Source organism: Pandoraea sputorum (genome assembly GCF_000814845.2).
Classification (GTDB): Bacteria; Pseudomonadota; Gammaproteobacteria; order Burkholderiales; family Burkholderiaceae; genus Pandoraea; species Pandoraea sputorum.
This window is the reverse complement of the sequence record NZ_CP010431.2, coordinates 2219434-2241821: the sequence shown is the minus strand read 5'-3', so window position 1 is coordinate 2241821 and position 22388 is coordinate 2219434. Positions and strand designations below refer to the sequence as shown.

At 62.9% G+C, this 22388-nt stretch carries 18 protein-coding genes; 4 read left to right on the top strand and 14 right to left on the bottom strand.

The genetic code is table 11. The annotated features are described in order from the left end of the window. Positions 1–27 precede the first annotated feature (27 nt). The 7 genes from bktB to phaC all read right to left on the bottom strand — a co-directional run bounded on the left by bktB (position 28) and on the right by phaC (position 8641). Positions 28–1209, bottom strand: coding sequence for a beta-ketothiolase BktB (bktB, locus tag NA29_RS09970; RefSeq protein ID WP_039397862.1), 1182 nt, complete (start codon positions 1207–1209; stop codon positions 28–30). A 135-nt stretch (positions 1210–1344) separates the two neighbouring features. Then, the gene (locus tag NA29_RS09965; RefSeq protein WP_039402981.1) at positions 1345–2274 is read right to left on the bottom strand and encodes a sugar kinase; all 930 of its coding nucleotides are present in this window, start codon (positions 2272–2274) and stop codon (positions 1345–1347) included. 23 nt (positions 2275–2297) lie between these two features. After that, positions 2298–3665 (bottom strand): 30S ribosomal protein S12 methylthiotransferase RimO, encoded by a 1368-nt coding sequence (rimO, locus tag NA29_RS09960; protein WP_039397860.1) that lies wholly within the window; start codon positions 3663–3665, stop codon positions 2298–2300. A gap of 275 nt (positions 3666–3940) precedes the next feature. After that, positions 3941–4543 carry a polyhydroxyalkanoate synthesis repressor PhaR gene (gene phaR / locus NA29_RS09955; RefSeq protein ID WP_039397858.1) on the bottom strand — a complete coding sequence of 201 codons (603 nt, stop codon included), beginning with the start codon at positions 4541–4543 and terminating at the stop codon, positions 3941–3943. A 163-nt stretch (positions 4544–4706) separates the two neighbouring features. Continuing rightward, entirely contained in the window at positions 4707–5447 is a 741-nt protein-coding gene (locus NA29_RS09950; protein WP_039397856.1) for a 3-ketoacyl-ACP reductase, read from the bottom strand. Between the two features lie 199 nt (positions 5448–5646). Continuing rightward, positions 5647–6828, bottom strand: a complete 1182-nt coding sequence (locus tag NA29_RS09945) for an acetyl-CoA C-acetyltransferase (protein WP_039397854.1) — start codon at positions 6826–6828, stop codon at positions 5647–5649. A 52-nt stretch (positions 6829–6880) separates the two neighbouring features. Further along, the gene (phaC, locus tag NA29_RS09940; protein WP_095178532.1) at positions 6881–8641 is read right to left on the bottom strand and encodes a class I poly(R)-hydroxyalkanoic acid synthase; all 1761 of its coding nucleotides are present in this window, start codon (positions 8639–8641) and stop codon (positions 6881–6883) included. Between the two features lie 293 nt (positions 8642–8934). On the opposite strand from phaC, the gene NA29_RS09935 reads away from it, so the two are divergent. Continuing rightward, on the top strand, positions 8935–9117 hold the full coding sequence (locus NA29_RS09935; protein ID WP_039397852.1) for a hypothetical protein: 183 nt from the start codon (positions 8935–8937) through the stop codon (positions 9115–9117). A gap of 5 nt (positions 9118–9122) precedes the next feature. On the opposite strand, the gene pgeF is transcribed toward NA29_RS09935, so the two are convergent. Next, positions 9123–9920 (bottom strand): peptidoglycan editing factor PgeF, encoded by a 798-nt coding sequence (gene pgeF / locus NA29_RS09930; RefSeq protein ID WP_039402979.1) that lies wholly within the window; start codon positions 9918–9920, stop codon positions 9123–9125. Between the two features lie 34 nt (positions 9921–9954). Further along, positions 9955–11115, bottom strand: coding sequence for an RluA family pseudouridine synthase (locus NA29_RS09925; RefSeq protein WP_052252787.1), 1161 nt, complete (start codon positions 11113–11115; stop codon positions 9955–9957). Between the two features lie 21 nt (positions 11116–11136). Here NA29_RS09925 and NA29_RS09920 point away from each other — a divergent pair, with 21 nt between their 5' ends. Beyond that, positions 11137–11964, top strand: coding sequence for an outer membrane protein assembly factor BamD (locus tag NA29_RS09920; protein WP_052252785.1), 828 nt, complete (start codon positions 11137–11139; stop codon positions 11962–11964). A 96-nt stretch (positions 11965–12060) separates the two neighbouring features. After that, complete coding sequence (locus tag NA29_RS09915; protein ID WP_052252783.1) at positions 12061–12780, top strand: glutamine amidotransferase; 720 nt, start codon at positions 12061–12063, stop codon at positions 12778–12780. 85 nt (positions 12781–12865) lie between these two features. Here the strand turns inward: NA29_RS09915 and NA29_RS09910 are convergent, their stop codons facing one another. The 3 genes from NA29_RS09910 to NA29_RS09900 form a co-directional block, all read right to left on the bottom strand. Further along, complete coding sequence (locus tag NA29_RS09910) at positions 12866–15097, bottom strand: ATP-dependent DNA helicase (protein WP_039397850.1); 2232 nt, start codon at positions 15095–15097, stop codon at positions 12866–12868. Between the two features lie 150 nt (positions 15098–15247). After that, positions 15248–15451: a YdcH family protein gene (locus tag NA29_RS09905; protein ID WP_039397848.1), complete on the bottom strand. Its 204-nt coding sequence runs from the start codon at positions 15449–15451 to the stop codon at positions 15248–15250. A 135-nt stretch (positions 15452–15586) separates the two neighbouring features. Then, positions 15587–16501 carry a hypothetical protein gene (locus NA29_RS09900; protein ID WP_052252781.1) on the bottom strand — a complete coding sequence of 305 codons (915 nt, stop codon included), beginning with the start codon at positions 16499–16501 and terminating at the stop codon, positions 15587–15589. Positions 16502–16606: 105 nt separating this feature from the next. On the opposite strand from NA29_RS09900, the gene NA29_RS09895 reads away from it, so the two are divergent. Next, positions 16607–18961, top strand: coding sequence for a Tex family protein (locus NA29_RS09895; protein ID WP_039397846.1), 2355 nt, complete (start codon positions 16607–16609; stop codon positions 18959–18961). Between the two features lie 78 nt (positions 18962–19039). Here the strand turns inward: NA29_RS09895 and NA29_RS09890 are convergent, their stop codons facing one another. Beyond that, entirely contained in the window at positions 19040–20932 is a 1893-nt protein-coding gene (locus NA29_RS09890; RefSeq protein WP_039397844.1) for a potassium transporter Kup, read from the bottom strand. A 446-nt stretch (positions 20933–21378) separates the two neighbouring features. Beyond that, positions 21379–22104 carry a DUF2968 domain-containing protein gene (locus NA29_RS09885; RefSeq protein WP_072633246.1) on the bottom strand — a complete coding sequence of 242 codons (726 nt, stop codon included), beginning with the start codon at positions 22102–22104 and terminating at the stop codon, positions 21379–21381. Positions 22105–22388: the final 284 nt, after the last annotated feature.

Here is a 22388-nt window from a genome sequence, read left to right as displayed (position 1 = left end):
GCAACAACGCCGGCCCCCGGGAGTAACTTACACGCGCTCGAACACGGCTGCAATGCCCTGACCGCCGCCGATACACATGGTTACCAGCGCGTACCGGCCGCCGATGCGCTGCAACTCGTGCAGTGCCTTGACAGTGATGAGCGCCCCCGTCGCGCCAATCGGGTGGCCCAGCGAAATGCCGGAGCCGTTCGGGTTCACTTTGGCCGGATCGAAGCCGAGATCGCGCGTGACTGCGCAAGCCTGCGCCGCGAAGGCCTCGTTGGCTTCCACCACGTCGATGTCGTCGACCTTCAGACCGGCGCGCTCCAGCGCTTTGCGCGATGCCGGCACCGGGCCGATACCCATGTAGCTCGGATCAACGCCTGCGTGTGCATAGCTCACCAGGCGCGCGAGCGGCTTCGCACCGCGTCGCTCGGCCTCGGCGCGCTCCATCAGAATGAGCGCGGCGGCCGCATCGTTCAGACCGGACGCGTTGCCAGCGGTGACGGTGCCGTCCTTCTCGAACACGGGGCGCAGCTTCGCCATGTCGGCCATCGTGACGTCTGCCCGCACGTGCTCATCGGTCGTGAAGGCCACATCGCCCTTTTTCGATTTCAGCGTGATCGGCACGATCTGATCGTTGAAGTAACCTGCCGCCATGGCACGCGCAGCGCGCTGGTGCGATTCCACCGCGAGACGATCCTGATCGTCGCGCGTAATGCCCCACTTCTTCGCGATGTTCTCCGCCGTCACCCCCATATGGATGTTCGCGAACGGATCGTGCAGCGCGCCCAGCATCATGTCGACGAGACGCGACTCGCCCATGCGCGTTCCCCAGCGTGCGCCGGGCATCACATACGGCGCACGGCTCATGCTCTCCGCGCCGCCCGCCATCGCCACATCGGTGTCGCCCAGCAGGATCGATTGTGCCGCCGAGACTACCGCTTGCAGGCCGGAGCCGCACAGACGGTTCACGGTCATGGCGGGCGCGTGCTGGCTCACGCCGGCTTCGATGGAAGCCACACGTGCCAGATACATGTCTTTGGGTTCTGTATGGATGACATTACCGAACACGACGTGTCCGACATCGTCACCGCCGACCTGCGCACGGGCCATGGCCTCGCGGGCGACGATGGCGCCGAGCTGCGTCGGCGCGAAATCCTTCAGGCTGCCGCCAAAATCACCAATCGCGGTACGTACACCACTGACGATCACGACCTCTCGTTGCATGTCTCTTCTCCGGGTGGATATAGGTTTGCAACGAGTATAGCGCCGTAGGGGTTACCGCGATGGCAGGCGCATTGGAGGGAAACTTCGATGACAGCGCTTGCACCGCGCTGCCCCGTCCTTCAATGGATTCGTCGTTCAGCTTGCCAGTTGCTTGAGCACCTGCTCGGCGCTCGGTACCGGCGCAACCGCACCGTAACCGGTTGTCGAGAGTGCCGCGCAGACGTTGGCGTAACGCGCCGCGGCGAAAGGATCGTCGCCCAACGCCAGACGCGCGACGAAAGCGCCGCCGAAGCAATCGCCCGCACCCGTGGCGTCGACGGCCTGCACCGGGTACGGTTCGACGATGCGGCGCTCCTGCGGGGTCGCGACGTAGCAACCTTCACGCCCAAGCTTGAGCGCCACGACCTTCACACCGTGGGAGAGCAGTTCGTCGAGAATCGCGTCGCGGTCTTCCAGCCCGGTCACCGCCGTGACGTCGTCCCAGCTCGGCAGGCAGACGTCGGTCAGGCTGAACGCTTCGCGCATCGTGGCGCGCGCGCGGGCGAGCGGCCACAGCTTGAGGCGCAGATTCGTGTCGAACGACACTTTGCCGCCAGCGGCGCGAATCTTCGACATGGCGTCGAAGGCGGCGTCGCAGGCGTTCACGCTGATCGCCAGACTGATGCCCGACAAATGCAGAAACTGTGCGCCCGCCAGTGCCTCGCCCGGCAGATCCTGCGCGCGATAGCGGCTCGCAGCGGAACCTGCGCGCAGATAGTCGAAGTGGTGACCGTTCTCGTCGTGCGACACGAAATAGACGCCGGTCGGCGACTGGCCGTCCACGCGCACATAGCGCGTATCCACCTGTTCGTCGCGCCACAGATCGAGCAGCATGCGCCCGAAGAGGTCGTCGCCCACGGCACTCACAAAGCCCGTGCTCACGCCCTGACGGCGTGCGGCAATGGCGAAGTTGGACGTGTCGCCGCCGAACCCTTGCAGGTAGCGACGAGCGTCGTCGGGCGACTGGTTGAACTCGACCATCGCTTCGCCCATCGCGAGCACTTGCGGCGTTTGCTTCGTTTGCATCGGTTTCGAATCCTGTTGCGTCATCAGACGACCTCGCCCCACAGATCGTGGCCGTCGGCACCGGTGACTTCGACGTTGACGAACTCACCGACCTTGAGGCGCTTCGCGGCCTTGGCCGTCGGCTCGATGTACACGAGGCCGTCGATTTCAGGCGCGTCGGCAGCCGAGCGGGCGATGCCGCCGTCCTGATTGATTTCGTCGACGATCACCTGAATGGTCTTGCCGATCTTGCGCTGCTGACGCTCGGCCGAAATCTCCTCGGCCACTTCCATGAAGCGCGCGCGGCGCTCTTCACGTACTTCGTCGGGCAACGCGCCAGGCAGCTCGTTGGCGCGAGCGCCTTCGACCGGCGAATAGGCGAAGCAGCCCACGCGGTCGAGTTCGGCTTCGCGCAGGAAGTCCAGCATGTATTCGAATTCGGCTTCGGTCTCGCCCGGGAACCCGGCGATGAACGTGCTGCGGATCGTCAGATCCGGGCACATCTTGCGCCAGGCCTGAATGCGTTCGAGATTCTTCTCGCCCGAGGCCGGACGCTTCATGCGCTTGAGCACGTCCGGATGCGCGTGTTGCAGCGGCACGTCGAGATACGGAAGGATGTGGCCTTGCGCCATCAGCGGAATGATCTCGTCGACATGCGGATATGGGTAGACATAGTGCAGACGCACCCAAGCACCATATTGCTTGGCAAGCTCGCCCAGTGCCGTCACCAGTTCGGTCATGCGCGTCTTGAGCGGACGCCCTGCCCAGAAGCCGGTGCGGTACTTCACGTCGACGCCGTACGCGCTGGTGTCTTGCGAGATCACCAGCAGTTCCTTGACACCTGCCTTGAACAGATTCTCCGCTTCGAGCATCACTTCCGCGACCGGACGCGAATCGAGATCGCCACGCATCGAGGGGATGATGCAGAACGTGCAGCGATGGTTGCAGCCTTCGGAAATCTTCAGATACGCATAGTGACGCGGCGTGAGCTTGATGCCAGCCGGCGGGACGAGATCGGTGAACGGATCGTGCGGCTTGGGCAGGTGCGTGTGCACCGCGCTCATCACTTCGCCCACGGCGTGCGGGCCAGTAACGGCGAGCACCTTCGGGTGCACGGCGCTCACGATGTCCTGACCGGCAGCGTCCTTCTTCGCGCCCAGACAGCCGGTGACGATCACCTTCCCGTTCTCGGCCAGTGCTTCGCCGATGGCGTCGAGACTTTCCTGCACGGCGTCGTCGATGAAGCCACAGGTGTTGACCACGACGAGGTCGGCGCCGTCATAAGTGCCGGCAATGTCGTAGCCTTCGGCGCGCAGTTGGGTCAGGATCTGCTCGGAGTCGACCAAAGCCTTGGGGCAGCCGAGCGAAACGAAGCCGACCTTGGGGGTGCCGGCGGGCGATGGGCGGGACATGGGGCGAAATCCTGATGTAGTAGATGCTTGTAACGGTCGACCGGTACGCAACGCCTGTGGCGTTATGCGTTTTCTACGTCTGATGCGACATAACCGGCTGAATAACCGCGCATTTTACCCTGATCGTCTGCGGTTCGTTCCAACTATTGCGCCGCAGCGCAGCCGGGCGGGTCAAATCGTCGGCAGTGTGCGCCCCACGCCACACTGCCGCGTTCGCGGGCACCAGGTCGCTATCGATCGATGCGAGCCGATGTCCGCCGTCAAAAAAGCCTCGTTCAGGGCTTCTTGTTCGGGTCCCGGGGCGTGCCCGGCATACCCGGCGCGCCCGGTGCACCCGGACCACCCGGGAAGGGGAACGTGCTGAACATGTTCTTCGCCTGGCTCTGCATCTGCTCCTGCATCTGCACAAACAGGTTCTTCGACTGTTCGATGTAGTTGGTCATCATGCCCTGCATCATCGGCGCCTGCATGTTCATGAATTGCGCCCAGACGTCAGGATTGAAGGCCGCGCCTTCATAGATGCCCTTCGACTGATCGGCCAGCTTGTTCTGAATCTCGATGAAAGTCTGGATATTCTTCTCGAGGTACGTGCCCATCATCCCCTGCAGCGCATGGCCGTAGAAGCGGATGATCTGGGCCAGCATAGCGCTCGAGAACATCGGCACGCCGCCGGTCTCTTCTTCCAGAATGATCTGCAGCAGGATGCTGCGGGTCAGGTCCTCGCCCGTCTTGGCGTCGACAACCTTGAACTCCTCGGTTTCGAGCACCAGTTGCTTCACATCGGCAAGGGTGATGTACGTACTGGTTTGGGTATCGTACAGACGCCGGTTCGGATACTTTTTGATCAGGCGTTCGTCAGTCTTCTTGCTCGCGGTCATGCGGTGGGTTTCCTGCATTTTTTGAAGGACTACCCCGACCGGCGGTCGGGGTTAATCACATATTATCGATTCTAGGGCGTTTGCTGCTATGCGGCAAAGCCCTAACCCGATTCGAGGCGCTGTACCTGCTGCGGCCCGCAGTGGCCATTCGCCTCGTCACCGCTTAGCCCATGTGCAGGCCGCCGTTGAGCGAGAAGTCTGCGCCCGTCGAAAAGCCCGAATCGTCCGAGGCCAGCCACGCCACGATCGAACCGATCTCGCCCGGCTCGCCCAGACGCTTGACCGGAATCGTCGCCACGATCTTGTCGAGCACATCCTGACGGATCGAGCGCACCATGTCCGTGCCGATGTAGCCCGGCGATACCGTGTTGACCGTCACGCCCTTGGTCGCCACTTCCTGCGCGAGCGACATCGTGAAGCCGTGAATACCGGCCTTCGCCGTCGCGTAGTTCGTCTGACCGAACTGGCCCTTCTGGCCATTCACCGACGAGATGTTGATGATGCGGCCCCAGCCGCGCTCGCACATCCCCTCGATCACCTGCTTCGTGACGTTGAACAGGCTCGTGAGGTTGGTGTCGATCACGGCGTCCCAGTCTTCACGGGTCATCTTGCGGAACACGGTGTCGCGCGTGATGCCGGCGTTGTTCACCAGCACGTCGACTTCACCGACTTCCGACTTGACCTTGTCGAACGCCGCCTTCGTGGACTCCCAATCGCCGACGTTGCCTTCGGAGGCGACAAAATCGAAACCCAACGCCTTCTGATCTTCCAGCCACTTCACGCGGCGCGGCGAGTTCGGACCGCAACCGGCCACCACCTTGAAGCCATCTTTGTACAGCCGCTGGCAAATAGACGTACCGATACCGCCCATCCCGCCTGTCACATATGCAATGCGTTGAGTCATGGAACGCTTCCCCCAAAATAACGGCAAACTTGCCGCCTGTTGCGACTGCCAATTGACCGACGCGCAGGCCGCGCGTTCCCACGCGTGCCTTTCGTCTCCTGACTACTTCGGTGCGAACCCGTGCGCATTGCACACACGGGCGACACCGATTCTTCTGCGGTTCGTAAGACTAACGCTTGCGTGCGTCAACCCTGAAACGTCAGACGCGCTCCACAGCCAGCGCTACACCCATGCCACCGCCGATACACAGCGAGGCCAGGCCGCGACGGGCATCGCGGCGCGCCATTTCATGCAGCAGCGTGACGAGGATACGGCAGCCCGACGCTCCGATCGGGTGTCCGATGGCGATAGCGCCGCCGTTCACGTTGATCTTCGACGTATCCCAGCCCATCTGCTTGTTCACCGCCAACGCCTGTGCAGCGAAGGCTTCGTTGATTTCCATCAGATCCAGATCGCTCGCCTTCCACCCTGCACGGGCGAGACAGCGCTGCGATGCCGGCACCGGGCCGATGCCCATGACCGACGGATCGACGCCCGCGTTCGCGTACGCGACGATGCGCGCGAGCGGCGTGAGGCCCAGTTGCTCGGCACGCTTTGCCGACATCACGACCACCGCAGCCGCGCCGTCGTTGATGCCCGATGCGTTGGCCGCCGTCACCGTGCCATCCTTCGAGAAAGCGGGCTTCAGACCGGCCAGCGACTCCGCCGTCACACCATGACGCACGAACTCATCGGTGTTGAAGACAACCGGATCGCCCTTGCGCTGCGGGATCGAGACCGGCACGATTTCGGCGTCGAAACGGCCAGCTTTTTGCGCGGCTTCCGCCTTGTTCTGCGAGGCGGCGGCAAAGGCGTCCTGCATTTCGCGCGTGATGCCGTATTCCTTGGCCACGTTCTCGGCGGTGATCCCCATGTGGTACTGGTTGTACACGTCCCACAGGCCGTCGACGATCATCGTGTCGATCAGCTTCGCATCGCCCATGCGGAATCCGTCGCGCGAACCCGGCAGCACGTGCGGCGCGGCGCTCATGTTTTCCTGACCACCTGCCACGACGATATCGGCTTCACCGGCGGTGATCGCGTTGGCGGCGAGCATCACGGCCTTCAGGCCCGAGCCGCACACCTTGTTGATGGTCATGGCCGGCACCATCGACGGCAGGCCGGCCTTGATCGACGCCTGACGTGCCACGTTCTGGCCCGAGCCGGCGGTCAGGACCTGCCCCATGATGACTTCGCTGATGTCCTCGCCCTTCAACTTCGCGCGCTTGAGGACTTCGTCGATCACGATCGCCCCCAGATCCGGCGCGGCCACCTTGGCCAGCGAGCCGCCAAACTTACCGACTGCCGTGCGGGCAGCCGACACAATCACGATATCCGACATGTCTCATTCCTCTTTTTCAATGTATTCGAACCAGGGGGGGATGCCCATCCGCTCAGGCTTTCGCCTTCACGTAACGCCCGGGCGCCGGTTCAATGGGTGCATAAGCAACATTACCATACGCATTTTGCGCTTTGACGCGTTTGCCGGCATAGCCCGCGAGCCAATCGCTCCAGTCGGTCCACCAGCTTCCCGGATGCTCCGTGGCCCCGGCCAGCCAGTCGCTCGCCTCGACGCCAACGTCGTCGTTGCGCCAGTAGCTGCGTTTCTTCTTCACCGGCGGATTGACAACACCCGCGATGTGACCCGACGCCCCCAGCACGAAGCGGCGTTCACCACCGAGCAACGGCAACGAGCGGAACGCCGACGTCCACGGCACGATGTGATCTTCGCGCGAGCCGAACACGTACGCCGGTGCTTCGATGGCCCCCAGATCGACGGGCACGCCGCAGGTCTGGATCACACCGGGTTGTTTCAGTTCGTTCTGCAAATAAAGGTGACGCAGATACCAGCAGAACATCGGCCCCGGCAGATTCGTGCCATCGCCATTCCAGTAAAGCAGGTCGAACGGCTGCGGTGCATTGCCTTTCAGATAGCTGTCGACGACGTAATTCCAGACCAGATCGTTCGGACGCAAGAACGAAAACGTGTTGGCAAGCTCAACGCCGCGCATCAGTCCCGGCGGCTGACCAAGCCCCCCACCGATCGTCTGTTCGCGGAACTGAACGTGGGGCTCGTCGACGAAGACGTCGAGCACGCCGGTATCGGAGAAGTCCAGCAGCGTCGTGAGCAAGGTCACGCTCGCGACCGGTGACTTGCGGCCCGTCTGCCCCTTGGCGGCGAGCACGGCGAGCGCTGCGGCCAGCAGCGTGCCGCCCACGCAGAAGCCAAGCGCGTTGATCTGCGACTGGCCGCTGATGTCGCGCACCACGTCAATGGCCGCAATCGGGCCCTCGCCAACGTAGTCGTCCCAGGTCTTGTGGGCGAGCGAGGCATCGGGGTTGCGCCACGACACGACGAACACTGTATGACCCTGCTCGACGGCGTAACGCACCAGCGAATTCTCGGGCTGCAGATCGAGGATGTAGAACTTATTGATGCAGGGCGGCACGATCAGCAACGGGCGTTGGTGCACCGTCGGCGTGAGCGCTTTGTACTGAATGAGCTGGATCAGGTCGTTCTCGAAGACCACGGCGCCTTCGGTCGTCGCGACATTGCGTCCGACTTCGAAGGCCGCCTCGTCGGTCTGCGACACCTTGCCCTTACCCATGTCAACGAGCAGATGCTGCATGCCCGCCAGCAGGCTATCGCCGTGCGTCTGTACGAGGCGCTGCTGTGCATCCGGGTTCGTGGCGATGAAATTCGCAGGCGAACTCGCGGCAACCCATTGCTCGACGGCGAAGCGAATCCGCTCGCGCGTCTTTGCATCGGCATCGACCAGTTCGGCCATGCGCATCAGGAAGCGGCCGTTGAGCAGATAAAGCGCGGCGGGCAACGCGTAGAACGGATTGCGCCAGCCCTCTCCGGCAAAGCGACGATCGCCGAGTGCAGGGGCCGTATCGAGACCGGGTTGATTGAAACTGGCGACGAGTTCGGCAAATTCGCGTGCGTATTCAGACTGAAGTTCGTTCAGTCGCGCAGGATCGACGTGCAACGACGTCGGCTGCGGCATCGCGCCTGATTTACCAAAAAGTTCGAAAAGCCCCGCGAACGGGTTCGCGGCAGCCGCTGCACCATTCGCAGCGAAAGATGACGGGCCAGCAGATCCCGGCAACGCGCCGAACAGTTGTTGGGCGGCCTTGAACCACTGCGACATGTCCTGAGCGGAGAGCGAAGCGGAGGGAAACTGCTGGGCAAACGAGGCGGCAAACGAGGCCGGATCGAAGTTGGCACTGGCGCGATTCATGGTAGCCTGAGTGTCACGTCCGTTGCGTTCAGGGCCGGCGCCCGAAACGCGGCGGCGTGCTTCACTTTATGAGCGATGCGCCCCGCCTGTGAAGCATTCTTGCGTGCGGGCGCAGGCGTGTCAATCTTTGTGGCGAACGTCCTGAGTGCATTGTCCCGTCGCCATACCCATTTTTGAATGCGCGTTTGCCCCGACTTGTCCCGATGATCATTGTTCTTCTCGGCTGGCTCTACGTCATTGGCATGGTCGCCATCACCGCGCCGTTTGCGTGGCTGGGCATCGCCATCTTCCTGTTCGGCGGTATCGGACCGGCGCTCCTCATCCTGTACATCGCGGGAAGCCGCGCGCGGCGCACACGCGCGCTGCGACCCGATGACGCAGAATAACCGTCTCAGCTAACGCGCCAGACCAGTGCGGCCATGCGCCCCGTTGTCCGGTCGCGACGATAGGAATAAAAACGTGCCGAATCACCGACGGTGCACCACGTGCCGCCGGAAACGTTCGTTACTCCCTCGCGTGCGAGCCGCAAGCGCGCCAGCGCACACAGATCCGCCAGTGATTTCCCAACGTCGGGATCGCCGTGCGGGACGAACGCAGCTGACGTTGCGTCTCGCTCCTGCGGAATCGCCGCGTCGAGGAAGGCTTCGCGCACTTCCGGCCCCACCTCGAACGCCGTCGGTCCGATACACGGGCCGAGCCATGCGATGACCTGCGCGTCGTCGTTCGCCGAGGATTTCGGCAACCGTGCCCGCAGCGCCTGTACCGTCTGTTCGATGACACCGGCGCAAAGCCCGCGCCAGCCCGCGTGTGCGGCCGCCACTGCGTGCCCTTGCACGTCGCATAGCAGCACCGGCAGGCAGTCCGCCACCATGATCGTGCTCGCGAGTCCAATGGCGTTGGTCGCACTGGCGTCCGCCTGAAGCGGCTCGCCAGCATTCACGGCATCGAACGCGGCCTGCGCATCGACCACACGCGGACCGTGAACCTGAGCGACCCACGCCGACGGCACGCCCGTTCTCGTCGCCAGCAAGGCACGATTCGTACGGACGGCTTCGGGATCGTCGTCCGCCTTGTAACCAAGGTTGAACGTGGCCTGCGGGCCTTGGCTGACGCCGCCCGCGCGCGTCGTGAACACGGCACGAACGTTCGCCGGGGCAGGCCATTCGGGGACGATCCAGTCCTCAGGCATCGTGTTATCCGCGGTATCGAACTTGCTGTCTTGCTCAGGCAGGGAAGAAGTCATCGAGCGAATCGGGGAGCGTGGTGAAGTCGAATTCGAGGCCGAGCGCGTGCATGAGTTCACGCATGTCGTCCGGCAGTGGCGCTTGCCAGTGCATGGCGGCATCGTCCTCGGGATGGATCAGCCCCAGACGCCATGCGTGCAAGGCCTGTCGAGCAAAGCCGCCCGGTAGCGCCGGACGCTTGTGACGCGGCTTATATAGCGGATCGCCCAGCAGCGAATGCCCAAGATGGGAAAGATGGACGCGGATCTGGTGCGTACGCCCCGTGTCCAGCGAGCAAAGCACCAGCGAAACCGGGGATCCTTCCCATTCTGCGCTGGCCACCGTTACCACCCGGGTGCGCGCTGGCTTGCCGCCCTGCCCCTGCACGACCGCCATGCGCGTACGTTCGCGCGGATCGCGGCCGATCGGCGCATCCACGACGGTGCGCTGCGGCGGACGTCCCCAAACCAGCGCTGCGTAATGCCGTTTGACGGAGCGTGCCTGCAACTGACGTACCAGATCGGTCTGGGCGACCAGCGTGCGCGCGACCACCATCAGGCCGGAGGTTTCCTTGTCCAGCCGGTGGACGATGCCCGCGCGCGGCAGATCGGCGGCCGCCTGTCCGTAACGATGCAGCAGGCCGTTGAGCAACGTACCGGACCAGTTGCCTGCCGCCGGATGAACGACGAGGCCAGCAGGTTTGTTGAAAACGGCGAGTGTCGCGTCCTCATAAACGGCATCGAGCGGCACCGGCTCCGGCGCGAACGCCAGTTGCTCGGGGAGCGCTGCGGGCGTGATGACCACCGCTTCGCCGCCCGCCACTTTCTGGCGCACTTTGGCGGGTTCGCCGTCGAGCGTGACGCGGCCGTCTTCGACCCAGGCCTGAAGACGACTGCGGGAGTATTCCGGAAAACACTGCGCCAACGCTTTGTCGAGGCGCTCGCCTGCAAGTGCGTCGGGCAATGTCGCGACGAGCGGCGCGGCGCAAGACGCGGTGTCGGGTGAAGCGGAAGTCGAAGAAGTGGCGCCTGTAACGGCGTTATCGATGGAGTCTGAGAAAGCCCCCGGAAGCGAGTCGAAATCGTCGTCCGACGAATCCTCCGCATTTTCCGTGGCAAATGAGGCGGTTACGCTATAATCCGGCACTATTGAACGGGTCATCGAGAAGTGAAGCCAACGAGCATGCAAGCCCTGAAACTTGTCAAACATCTGACGCTGGCCGCGATTGTGGTCGGCAGCATGGCCGCCTGTGGCATTCTGCCGGAGAAGGTCGACGAAACGGCCAGCTGGTCGACGAACAAATTATACTCGGAAGCCAAGGATAGCTTCGACGGCGGCGACTATACGAAAGCCGCCAAGTACTACGAGTTGCTCGAAGGGCGCGACCCGTTCGGCCCGCACGCTCAACAGGCCCAGATCAACACGGCCTACTCCTATTACAAGGACAACGAGCCGGCTCAGGCGCTCACGGCCGTCGACCGATTCATTCGTCTGCATCCGGACAGCCCGTCGATCGATTACGCCTATTACCTCAAGGGCCTGATCAACTTCAACGACGACCTCGGTCTGTTCGGCCGTTTCTCGGGTCAGGATCTGAGCGAACGCGATCCGAAGGCGCTGCGCGCAGCGTATGACAGCTTCAAGTACCTGGTCGAGCACTACCCGACGAGCAAGTACGCGAACGACGCCGCCCTGCGCATGCGTTACGCCGTGAACGCGATGGCCGCCCACGAAGTGCACGCCGCCGAGTACTACTATCGCCGTGGCGCGTATCTCGCCGCCGTGAACCGCGCGCAAACCGCCCTGCAGGACTACGATCAGGCACCGGCGCTCGAAGACGCCCTCGGCATCATGATCAAGTCGTACGACAAACTTGGCATGACCGAACTGCGTGACGACGCCCGCCGCGTGATGGAAAAGACCTACCCGAACAGCGGCTACCTCACGGTCGGCCGTCGCATCGACAACAACCCGGGCGACAAGAAGTCCTGGTGGCAGATCTGGCGTTAAGCCAGTTGCCGGTTGGAATGCATCGAAAAGCCCTCGCCTTTGCGGGGGTTTTTTGTTTCCCGTCGTCATGACGATCCCTCGACAGGAGTTCGTTTTGTGAGCACCCCCCCCGCCCCCGACAAGACACTGCTCGCCTTGCGTCACGTGCACTTCGAAGACCTCGGCACGCTGGCACCGTACTTCGCCCAGCGCGGTTATCGCATCGACTATGTCGACGCCCCGCTTGCCGACCTTCGCGCCATCGACGTCCTCGCGCCCGACATGGTGGTCGTGCTCGGCGGACCGATCGGCGCCTTCGATGACGTCATCCATCCGTTTATCGCGAATGAACTTGCACTGGTGAGAGCACGCCTGAGCGCGAACAAGCCGATTCTAGGTATTTGTCTCGGTGCGCAATTGATGGCACGCGCATTGGGCGCGAAAGTCTATCCGCTGGGCGTGAAGGAAATCGGCTACGCGCCGCTGACGCTCACCGAAGCCGGGCAATCGTCGCCCCTGGCCGCCCTCGGCAACGCCAGCGTGCTGCACTGGCACGGCGATCAGTTCGACATCCCGCCAGGCGCGACGCATCTGGCCCGCACTGCGATTGGTGAAAATCAGGCCTTTGCGATGGGCGACCATGCGCTCGGACTGCAATTCCACCTAGAAGCCGACGCCGCGAGCATCGAGTCCTGGCTCGTCGGCCACGCCTGCGAACTCGGCACTGCCAAAATCGACCCGACTACGTTGCGCAACGATGCCCGCGTGCATCACGCTCGCCTGTCGGAAGTCGCGCCGGCCGTCATCGGGCGGTGGCTGGATGCCCTTCCCGGCTAACGCAAGCGCGGCCCGGCTTCCGCTACAAAAAAGCCAGACGCATCGGCGTCTGGCTTTTTCGTTTCACTCTCGCGGCAGATAAACGTCAGCCTCCGGCCTCCGCCGCCAATTCGTCGAAGAAACCGCGCACAATCGGCAGCTCCCGCGTGCGCTTGAACGGCGGCAGACTCTGCCAGATCCGACGCCCATAAGGCTTATCCACCAGACGCGGATCGCAAATCATCAGCACGCCGCGGTCCGCCTCAGAGCGAATCAATCGTCCCGCGCCCTGCTTCAGCGTAATCACCGCCTGAGGCAACTGATGGATGGCGAACGGACTCAGCCCCTTTTTCGTCAGCGCGTCGAGACGCGCGGCAAGCACCGGGTCGTCCGGCGGCGCGAACGGCAACTTGTCGATGATGACGAGCGAGAGCGCTTCGCCGCGCACGTCCACACCTTCCCAGAAACTCTGGCTGCCAATGAGCACCGCGTTACCCAGCGCGCGGAATCGGTCGAGCAGTTCGGTACGGCTGGCTTCGCCCTGCACCAGCAACGGGTAAGGCCAACCGCGACGCTCGAACTCCTCGCGCAGACGCTCCGCTGCGCGGTTCACCGCACGCAGCGTGGTACACAGCACGAATGCCCGGCCGCCACTCACTTCAAGGACGGGCAACGCGGCGTCGAGCACGGCATCGGTGAAATTCGGCGCGGAAGGTTGCGGCAAGCCACGCGGCACGTACAGCAGGCTCTGGTTCTGATAGTCGAACGGACTGGCCAGCGTGAGCGACTTGCCAGCATCCAAGCCTAGCTGCGCGGCGTAGTGCATGAAGTTGCCCTTCACCGACAGCGTGGCCGACGTGAAGATCCACGCGCGCGGCGCACCGGCGCGCTGCTTTGCGAAGATCGGCGCAATCGAAAGCGGTGTCTGATGCAACTGCACTGCCTGCGAAAACACTTCGATCCAGCGGACGGTTTCCGGCGGCGTGTACGTCTTTTCAGACTTTTCCGATTTCCCGTCGCCGTCGTCCGCGGCCTTCGCTTCGGCAGCAAGCCGCGCAGCTTCCGCCTCGCGTGCCTTGGCCGCCTTCTCTCGCTTGCCGTCGGTCACACGCGGCGCGTCGGGATCGAGCAACGGCAGCGGCTGTTCGCCCGGCGTCGGCGGCGTCACGCCCATCTGCCAACGCTCCAGCTGCTCGTGCAATTCCAGTGCACGGCGCAGGCACGCGCCCAACGCTTCCGCACGTTCGGCCTGATGTTGAAGCGTCTCGATCAGGTCTTGCAGCGCGAGGTCCACGCTTTCGAGCGCGCCGAACAGTTCGTGATCGTCCGGCAATTGCGTGACGGACATACGCGCATTGTCCTGACCGAACGTCAGACGCACATCGCGCGCTGCGCGCTCGAGACTCGCGCCGAGCTTGACCCAATCGGCCGCGTCGCGCGCATGAATCAGCCCTTCGGCTACGCAATCGCGCGCCAGTTCGAGCAACTGCGTGGTCGAGACCGTCTCGCCGAAAAAGAGCGTCGCTGTCTCGGGCAACTGATGCGCTTCGTCGAAGATGACGGTGTTCGCACTGGGCAGCAGTTCGGCCATGCCCGTGTCGCGCAGCATGACATCCGCGAAGAACAGATGGTGATTGACGACGACCAGATCCGCCTGCTGGGCTTCCTTACGCGCCTGCATCACGAAACAGTCTTTGTAGCGCGGGCAATCCTGACCCAGGCAGTTATCGCGAGTAGAGGTCACCTGCGCCCAGATCGGCGCGTTCTCGGGAACGGACGCCAGTTCCGCCTTGTCGCCGCTGTGCGTGATCTGCGCGAACGTGGTGATTTCGCGCAGTTGCGCCGCCTCGTGACGTGACGCGAAGCGCCCTTCCTGCTGTGCGCGCTCCAGATAGTAGTGGCAGAGGTAGTTCGCGCGCCCCTTGAGCATGGCCACGGTCACGGGCACGGCGAGCGCCTTGCGCACGGTGGGGATGTCGCGCGCGAAGATCTGATCCTGCAAATGCTTGGTGCCGGTCGAGATGATCGTCTTGCCGCCCCACAGCATGGCGGGCACGAGATAAGCGTAGGTCTTGCCCGTGCCGGTGCCTGCTTCGGCGATCAGCGAGTCGTGTGTGTCCATGGCGGCTGCCACGGCGCGCGCCATCTCGGTCTGCGGCTCGCGCGAGCGGTAGCCATCGATGGCGCGGGCGAGCATGCCGCCGTCGCCGAAGATCTCCTCCAGTTCGCGTTCGCGCTTGGGCGCGAGCGGCTTGAGTCCGTGGAACGTCGGCGCGTCCGGACTATCGGGGCTTCGGGAGAGATCGGAGGAATCGCTGGATGCGGCGGAATCGGTCAAAACGGCTCAGAAAACTCGAAGGCGCCGCGATTCCCCTCACGGAGATTCGCGGCGCCGCAATGAAAAAATACCCGCGCAAACGATTCGGACAAATTCGGACAAATTCGAACGATAGTCGCCGACGTCTCGCGGATCTGCTGATCGTCCCGCTCAGGCGGGCTGATCCGGCGTTTGTTGCACTTGCAGCAGGGTGATCGTGTCTTTGATCTTCAGACGGCGCTTCTTGAGCCGGGAGACCTGAAGTTCGTCGTACGTCGGCTCCGTCAGCAACTTGTCGATCAGGTAGTCCAGATCGCGGTGTTCGATCTGCAACTCGATGATGCGACGTCCAACGGAGTGAAGATCTTGCTGCATCGTGGCGACTCTCCTGCAACTCTCAAGTGATTCCGGTTCCGGACTAAATCGACTTAATCCACCTATGCGACTTAAGCGACTTGAGCACCTCGACCGACTCAACCAACCCAGCCCGCCCAATCCGGGCGACGTCGCTCACTGCCCTTGAATCGCCTTTTGCGCAGGCGAGCTGCCTGATTGCGATTCGTTACGACGGGCATCCGACTTCTGCTGACGCTCGATGGCTTCCTGCTGCTTCTGGTTGTACTTACGTACGTTCTCTTCGCGCTCGGCCGCCTTCTGCGCCGCCGAAGCCTTCGCCTCGTCGAGCTTTTGCTGCTGCGCAGCCTGCTTGGCATTGTACGCCCCGGCATTCGCCGCTCGCTCAGGTGCCTGTCCCGTGCGCTCCGTCACCCGCTGCTGATACTCGGCTTGCTTGGCTTCGTAATCGGAGACGTTCTGTGCACGCTCGGCAGCACGCTGCGGTGCTTCGGCGGCCGTTTGCGCCCGCTTTTCCGCCAGACGCTCGTCACGCTCCTGCGCGCGCGCCTTGCGCTCCTGATCTTCCAGCACCAGACGCTGGCTGCGAACAGCCTTGAGCGCTTCGCGCTGCTCGTCACGGGCGTTGTCGATGCAATAGTTCACGAAGAACTTCGACGCGCACTCGTACTTGGCCTCTTCGAACCGGTAATCGATCCATGCACGCTGACGATCGAGCACGGCGCGACGGCCGCCAAAATCGTCGGCGGCCGGGTGCATGTCCAGTTGATCGTCATAGGGAACGGGTTTGTCGTCCTCGGCGGCAGCGGCTGCCGCGCTGGCCTGACTGGCCGACGACGGGATACGGTCCGCGGTCGCATCGAACGGCTTGACGGGCACCCGGAGCTGTTCGGTCGTGCGCCCGGCGGCCTCGACTGCCGAGAGCCCCTGCTGTGCCGATGCGGCAATCGGCACGACGGCAGCGACCGTCACGATGCCGAACAGCCCGACGGCGGAGAACGTTGCACGTGCGGGACGGCGCGAAACCTGGTGCAGATTCAGTCGCGAAAACAATTTTTCGAAGGAAATCATGAGGTTGTGCGGAGTCATGCCAAATTTTAGCATTGCCTGCCCGGACGCGCCCGCGGTTTATGGCAAAATGCCCCGCTCCTGGCACTTGGGTAACTCGCAACACTCATGACGCAAAACGTAGCCCTTCAGATCGTTCAACGCATTGCCGACGAACTTAACGTGCAGCCGCGTCAGGTCGCCGCCGCCGTGCAACTGCTGGACGAAGGCGCCACCGTGCCCTTCATCGCTCGCTATCGTAAGGAAGTGACCGATAACCTCGACGACACGCAACTGCGTAATCTGGAAGAGCGCCTGCTGTATCTGCGCGAACTGGAAGACCGCCGCGGCGCGATTCTCGCGAGCATCGAAGAGCAAGGCAAGTTGACCGACGAACTGCGCACCGCCATCGTGGCGGCGGAAACGAAGCAGACGCTCGAAGACCTTTACCTCCCGTACAAGCAAAAGCGCCGCACCCGCGCGCAGATTGCCCGCGAAGCCGGCCTCGAGCCCCTCGCGCAGGCCCTGCTCGCCGACCCGACGCTCGACCCGCAAGTCGAAGCCGCCAAGTTCGTCGACGCCGAAAAGGGCGTAGCCGACGTGAAAGCGGCCCTCGATGGCGCACGCGACATCCTGTCGGAACAGTTCGGCGAGACGGCCGAACTCCTCGGCAAGCTGCGCGACTACCTCTGGAATCAGGGCGTGGTGTCGTCGAAAGTCGTCGAAGGCAAGGAAAGCGAAGAAGGCGAGAAATTCCGCGATTACTACGACTACGCCGAACCGCTCGCTGCAGTGCCGTCGCACCGCGCGCTCGCCCTCTTCCGCGGTCGCAACCTCGGCATTCTGATGGTCAAGCTGGGCCTTGGCGAAGAACTCGACGCACAGGTCCCGCATCCGTGCGAAGGCGTGATCGCCGGTCATTTCGGCATTCGTCAGCAGAACCGCGCAGCCGACAAGTGGCTGGGCGACGTCTGCCGCTGGAGCTGGCGCGTGAAGGTGCAGCCGCACCTCGAGTCGGAACTGCTCACGCAGATTCGCGAAAGCGCCGAGAGCGAAGCCATTCGCGTGTTCGCCCGCAACCTCAAGGCGCTGCTGCTTGCCGCGCCCGCCGGTCCGAAGGGCGTGATCGGTCTGGACCCGGGTCTGCGTACCGGCGTGAAGGTGGCCGTGGTCGATGCGACCGGCAAGCTGCTCGGCACCGACACGATCTATCCGCACGAACCGCGCCGCGACTGGGACGGCTCGCTTGCCCGTCTGTCGAAGATTGCCGCCGCGACCGGCGCGCAACTCGTCAGCATCGGCAACGGCACGGCCTCGCGTGAGACCGACAAGCTCGCGCAGGAACTGATCAAGCGCCATCCCGAACTGAAGCTGCAAAAGATCGTGGTTTCGGAAGCCGGCGCTTCGGTGTACTCGGCCTCCGAATTCGCGGCGAAGGAATTCCCGGAACTGGACGTGTCGCTGCGCGGCGCCGTCTCGATTGCCCGCCGTCTGCAAGATCCATTGGCCGAACTCGTCAAGATCGAGCCGAAGGCCATCGGTGTGGGCCAGTATCAGCACGACGTGAACCAGCGCGAACTGGCACGTATGCTGGACGCCGTCGTCGAGGATTGCGTGAACGCGGTGGGCGTTGACGTCAACACGGCATCGGCGCCGCTGCTCGCCCGCGTGTCGGGTCTGAACAGCACGCTCGCGAAGAACATCGTGGACTTCCGCGACAGCAACGGCCCGTTCGCCAACCGTGAAGCGCTCAAAAAGGTGCCGCGTCTGGGCGACAAGACGTTCGAACAGGCCGCAGGTTTCCTGCGCGTGAACGGCGGCGACAATCCGCTGGATCGTTCGTCGGTTCACCCGGAAGCGTACCCGGTCGTCGAGCGCATTCTCGCCAAGATCAAGAAGACCATTGGCGATGTGATGGGCAACGGTTCGGTCGTTCGCAGTGTGTCGCCGACGGAATTCGTCGATGAGCGTTTCGGCCTGCCGACGGTCAAGGACATCCTGACCGAACTCGAAAAGCCGGGCCGCGACCCACGCCCCGAGTTCAAGACTGCGACGTTCCAGGACGGCGTCGAGAAGCTGACCGACCTGAAGCCGGGCATGCAGCTCGAAGGCGTGGTGACGAACGTGGCCGCCTTCGGCGCGTTCATCGATATCGGCGTGCATCAGGACGGTCTGGTTCACGTCTCCGCCATGTCGACGAAGTTCATCAAGGACCCGCACGAAGTCGTGAAGGCTGGCGATATCGTGAAAGTCAAGGTGCTCGAAGTCGATCCGCGCCGTCAGCGTATTTCACTCACCATGCGTCTGAACGACGATCTGCCGGTGGCCGGTGCGAGCGATCGCCCGAGCAGCGGTGGTGGTGGCGCGGGTGGACGTGGTGCCAGCGGTGGCGGTCATCGTGGCGGCAATGGCGGCGGTGGCCGTCAGCGCGAGCCGGAAACGGTCAACGCCATGGCAGCGGCATTCGCCAAGCTCAAGCGCTGATCGCAATGTCGGTGTCATAAAGAAAAAGCCCGCTCAATTCGAGCGGGCTTTTTTTACGTCCGATCTGTCGATTAACCGTCAAATCTCGATCTTCGTCCCCAATTCAACCACGCGGTTGGCGGGAATACTGAAGAAGTCCGTCGGTTTGGCGGCGTTCTGGTGCATCCAGGCAAACAAACGTTCGCGCCAGATCGACATCCCCGGCAGCTTCGTCGGCACGACCGTCTCGCGCGCGAGGAAGAACGACGTATCCATCAGTTCGAAGTGCATGTCCGTCTTCTCTTCGAGCAGATGCAGCACTTCCTTCACGTCCGGCGTCTCGTTGAAGCCGAACGTCGCAACCACGCTGTACAGCCCGCCGGTGTGGTCCTTGACCTCGATGCGGCTGCTGTCTTCGGCGTAAGGCACGTCAAGCGTGCGGAACGTCAGGAAGATCGTGCGCTCATGCAGGATGCGGTTGTGCTTGAGGTTGTGCAACAAGCTCACCGGAACCAGCGTGTTGCCGCCCGTCAGATAAATGGCGGTGCCAGCCACGCGATGCGGCGGGTGCGCCAGCAGACCTTGCAGGAACGGACCGAGCGGAATCCCGTCGGCGGCCGTACGCTCGCGCAGCAATTGACGCCCCTTATGCCAGGTCATCAGCATGAAGAACAGGAACGCGCCGAGCGCCAGCGGCAGCCAGCCCCCCTCTTCGACCTTGATCAGGTTCGCGCCGAAGAACGCGAAGTCGACGACAAGGAAGCCTGTGATGATGAGCGCCACCAGGAACTTGTTCCAGTTCCAGACCTTGACCATGACCACGCACGCGAGAATCGTCGTAATGACCATGGTCGTCGTCACGGCAATCCCGTACGCCGCCGCCAGATTGCTCGACGACTTGAACGCCAGCACGATCCAGATGATGACCAGCAGCAGCGACCAGTTGATGACCGGCATGTAGATCTGACCGATCTCGCGATCCGACGTATGCAGAATCTTCATGCGCGGCACGTAGCCGAGCTGAATCGCCTGACTGGTGAGCGAGAACGCCCCTGAGATCACGGCCTGCGACGCGATCACCGTCGCGGCCGTCGCCACGATCACCAGCGGCAGCAGCGCCCAGTCCGGCGCGAGCAGGAAGAACGGGTTCTCGATGGCCTTCGGGTTCGACAGCAGCAACGCGCCCTGACCGAAGTAATTCAGCGCCAGTGCCGGGAAGACGAGAAACGACCACGCGAAACGAATCGGACGGATGCCGAAGTGGCCCATATCCGCATACAGCGCTTCTGCACCGGTCAGCACCAGGAACACCGAGCCGAGCACGATGTACGCCTGCAGCGCGTGCGTGCGAATGAAATGAATGCCGTAGTAGGGATTGATCGCTTTGATGATCTCGGGCGCGAGCACCATGTTGTACACGCCAAGCACGCCGAGAATCACGAACCAGACCACCATGACAGGGCCGAACAGACGGCCGACTTTGGCAGTCCCCGACTTCTGCATCGAGAACAGAATGATCAGGATGACGATGGTAATCGGCAGCACGAAGCGCGTCAGCGAGGGTGCTGCGATCTCCAACCCCTCCACCGCCGACATCACGGAGATGGCGGGTGTAATCACCGCATCCCCGTAGAACATGCAGGCGCCGAACATCCCCAGCATCATCAGAACGGAGGCCCATCGGCTGCCTGCCCGTACACTGCGCAAGCTAAGCGCCATAAGCGCCAGCACGCCGCCCTCACCGCGGTTGTCGGCGCGCATCACGAACAACACATACTTCAGGGAAACGACGATCACCAGCGCCCAGAACAGCAGCGAGATGATGCCGAACACGGCTTGCTGGTTAAACGGAATGCCGTGCTGCGGATCGAAACATTCCTTGAGCGCATAGAGCGGGCTGGTGCCGATATCGCCGAAGACCACGCCGATGGCCGCCACCATGAGCGCGGGCATGGCCTGAGGGCGCTGCCCGTGTCGAATGTTTTGCGTCATAAGGTTTGGGTAATCGCTTTATTGCGCTGCACAAAATGGGCGCTATTCTAACTGGGCGCCGGTTCCCTCGCCAGTCCGGGCAGATGCTGAGCGCCGGACCTGTTACATGACATGCCTCGCTAGGATATGACGAGCCGCGTGCCGTGACCAGTCCCGCGCGGCAAGGGTTTTGCCCGACATGGGCGCACGCAGGATCGCCGGTGCGGCACCGCTTTTCGAGTTGCAAATGCGCGACATATGCCCGACATGCGCGATTCGTGTGTCGACAGTCCCGGCAATTGCGTGTAGCGACAGCCGCCTGCGCCTGCCCGTTGTCGTTCACTTCACCCGCCGACAGCGTGAAGCCCGGCGTTTGACGCGCCCATGAAAAAAGCCGCCCGAAGGCGGCTTTCTTACATCCTGAGACACCGGAAGCATCATCCAGCGACGCGCGGATACGGCATCGATCAGCGACGACGCGAGGTCTTCTTGGTCGAGCCCTTGACCGAGCGCACGAGTTCCGAGTCGACCGTGTTCTGCTGAGCTTCCAGCGAGCGGATCTGGCCCTGAACGTCCGTCAGGCGAATGCGCGCGGCGCTACGTTCGGTTTCCAGCGCGGCGGCCTGCTCACGCACGGCCTGCTGATTCTGCGCCAGTGCCTGTTCTTGCTGACGCTGAATGCTGAGGTCGTTCTGCACGGCGTTCAAGCGGGTTTCGCTCTCGGCCAGTTGACGCTCGATCATCGCCTTCTGCGCTTCGAGCTTGATGCGGTTGATTTCGACATCGGCCAGCACCTGCGTCTGGTGAACGAAGTCGGCGTACAGCGATTCGGCCTTCTTCTCGTTGCTCACCTTGACTACTCGCCAGAACTGCCCTTCGTGGAACAGGGCGACGTAGTAGCCCAGCGTCTGCGGGTAGAACAACAGGCTCGCGCCGTAGCGACCGTTATAGGTCGTGCGCAGTTCGGTCACTTCCTTGTTCTGGATGCGATCGCGCAGTTCCTGAATCGTGCCCGACGCTGCTGCGGGTGCCGTCGCCGATTGCGCAGGCACTGCCGGAGCTGCCAGTTGTGCAGGCGTTGCACCCGTTACGTCGCGCACCGCATCGGCAGCCATCGCTGACGTTCCCCAGGCTGCCAGGCATGCCACCCCCACGCCCAACCACAACCGCCCCCGGCAATCACTGATTTTCATCTGATCTGTTTTCCTGTTATCGACCGGACCGTTTTACGGCCCTTATTCGTCGCATTCATTCGCCACCCCGGACTCCGTCCCGAGGATCTGAGACCTGCGTATTTGTGGAATGATAACCGCATGCCCGCAATAGCCGACAATTCTATCCATTGAGGCGCGCTCTTCCAAGCAGGGAATGCGTTATTGTGCCCCCGCGATTTCATCTGTTGATACCGCGCAACTGAAGGGGCGCGAGACTTCCGGTCAGAAGAAACTGTTTGTCAGAAAAATCCCGTCATTCGAGG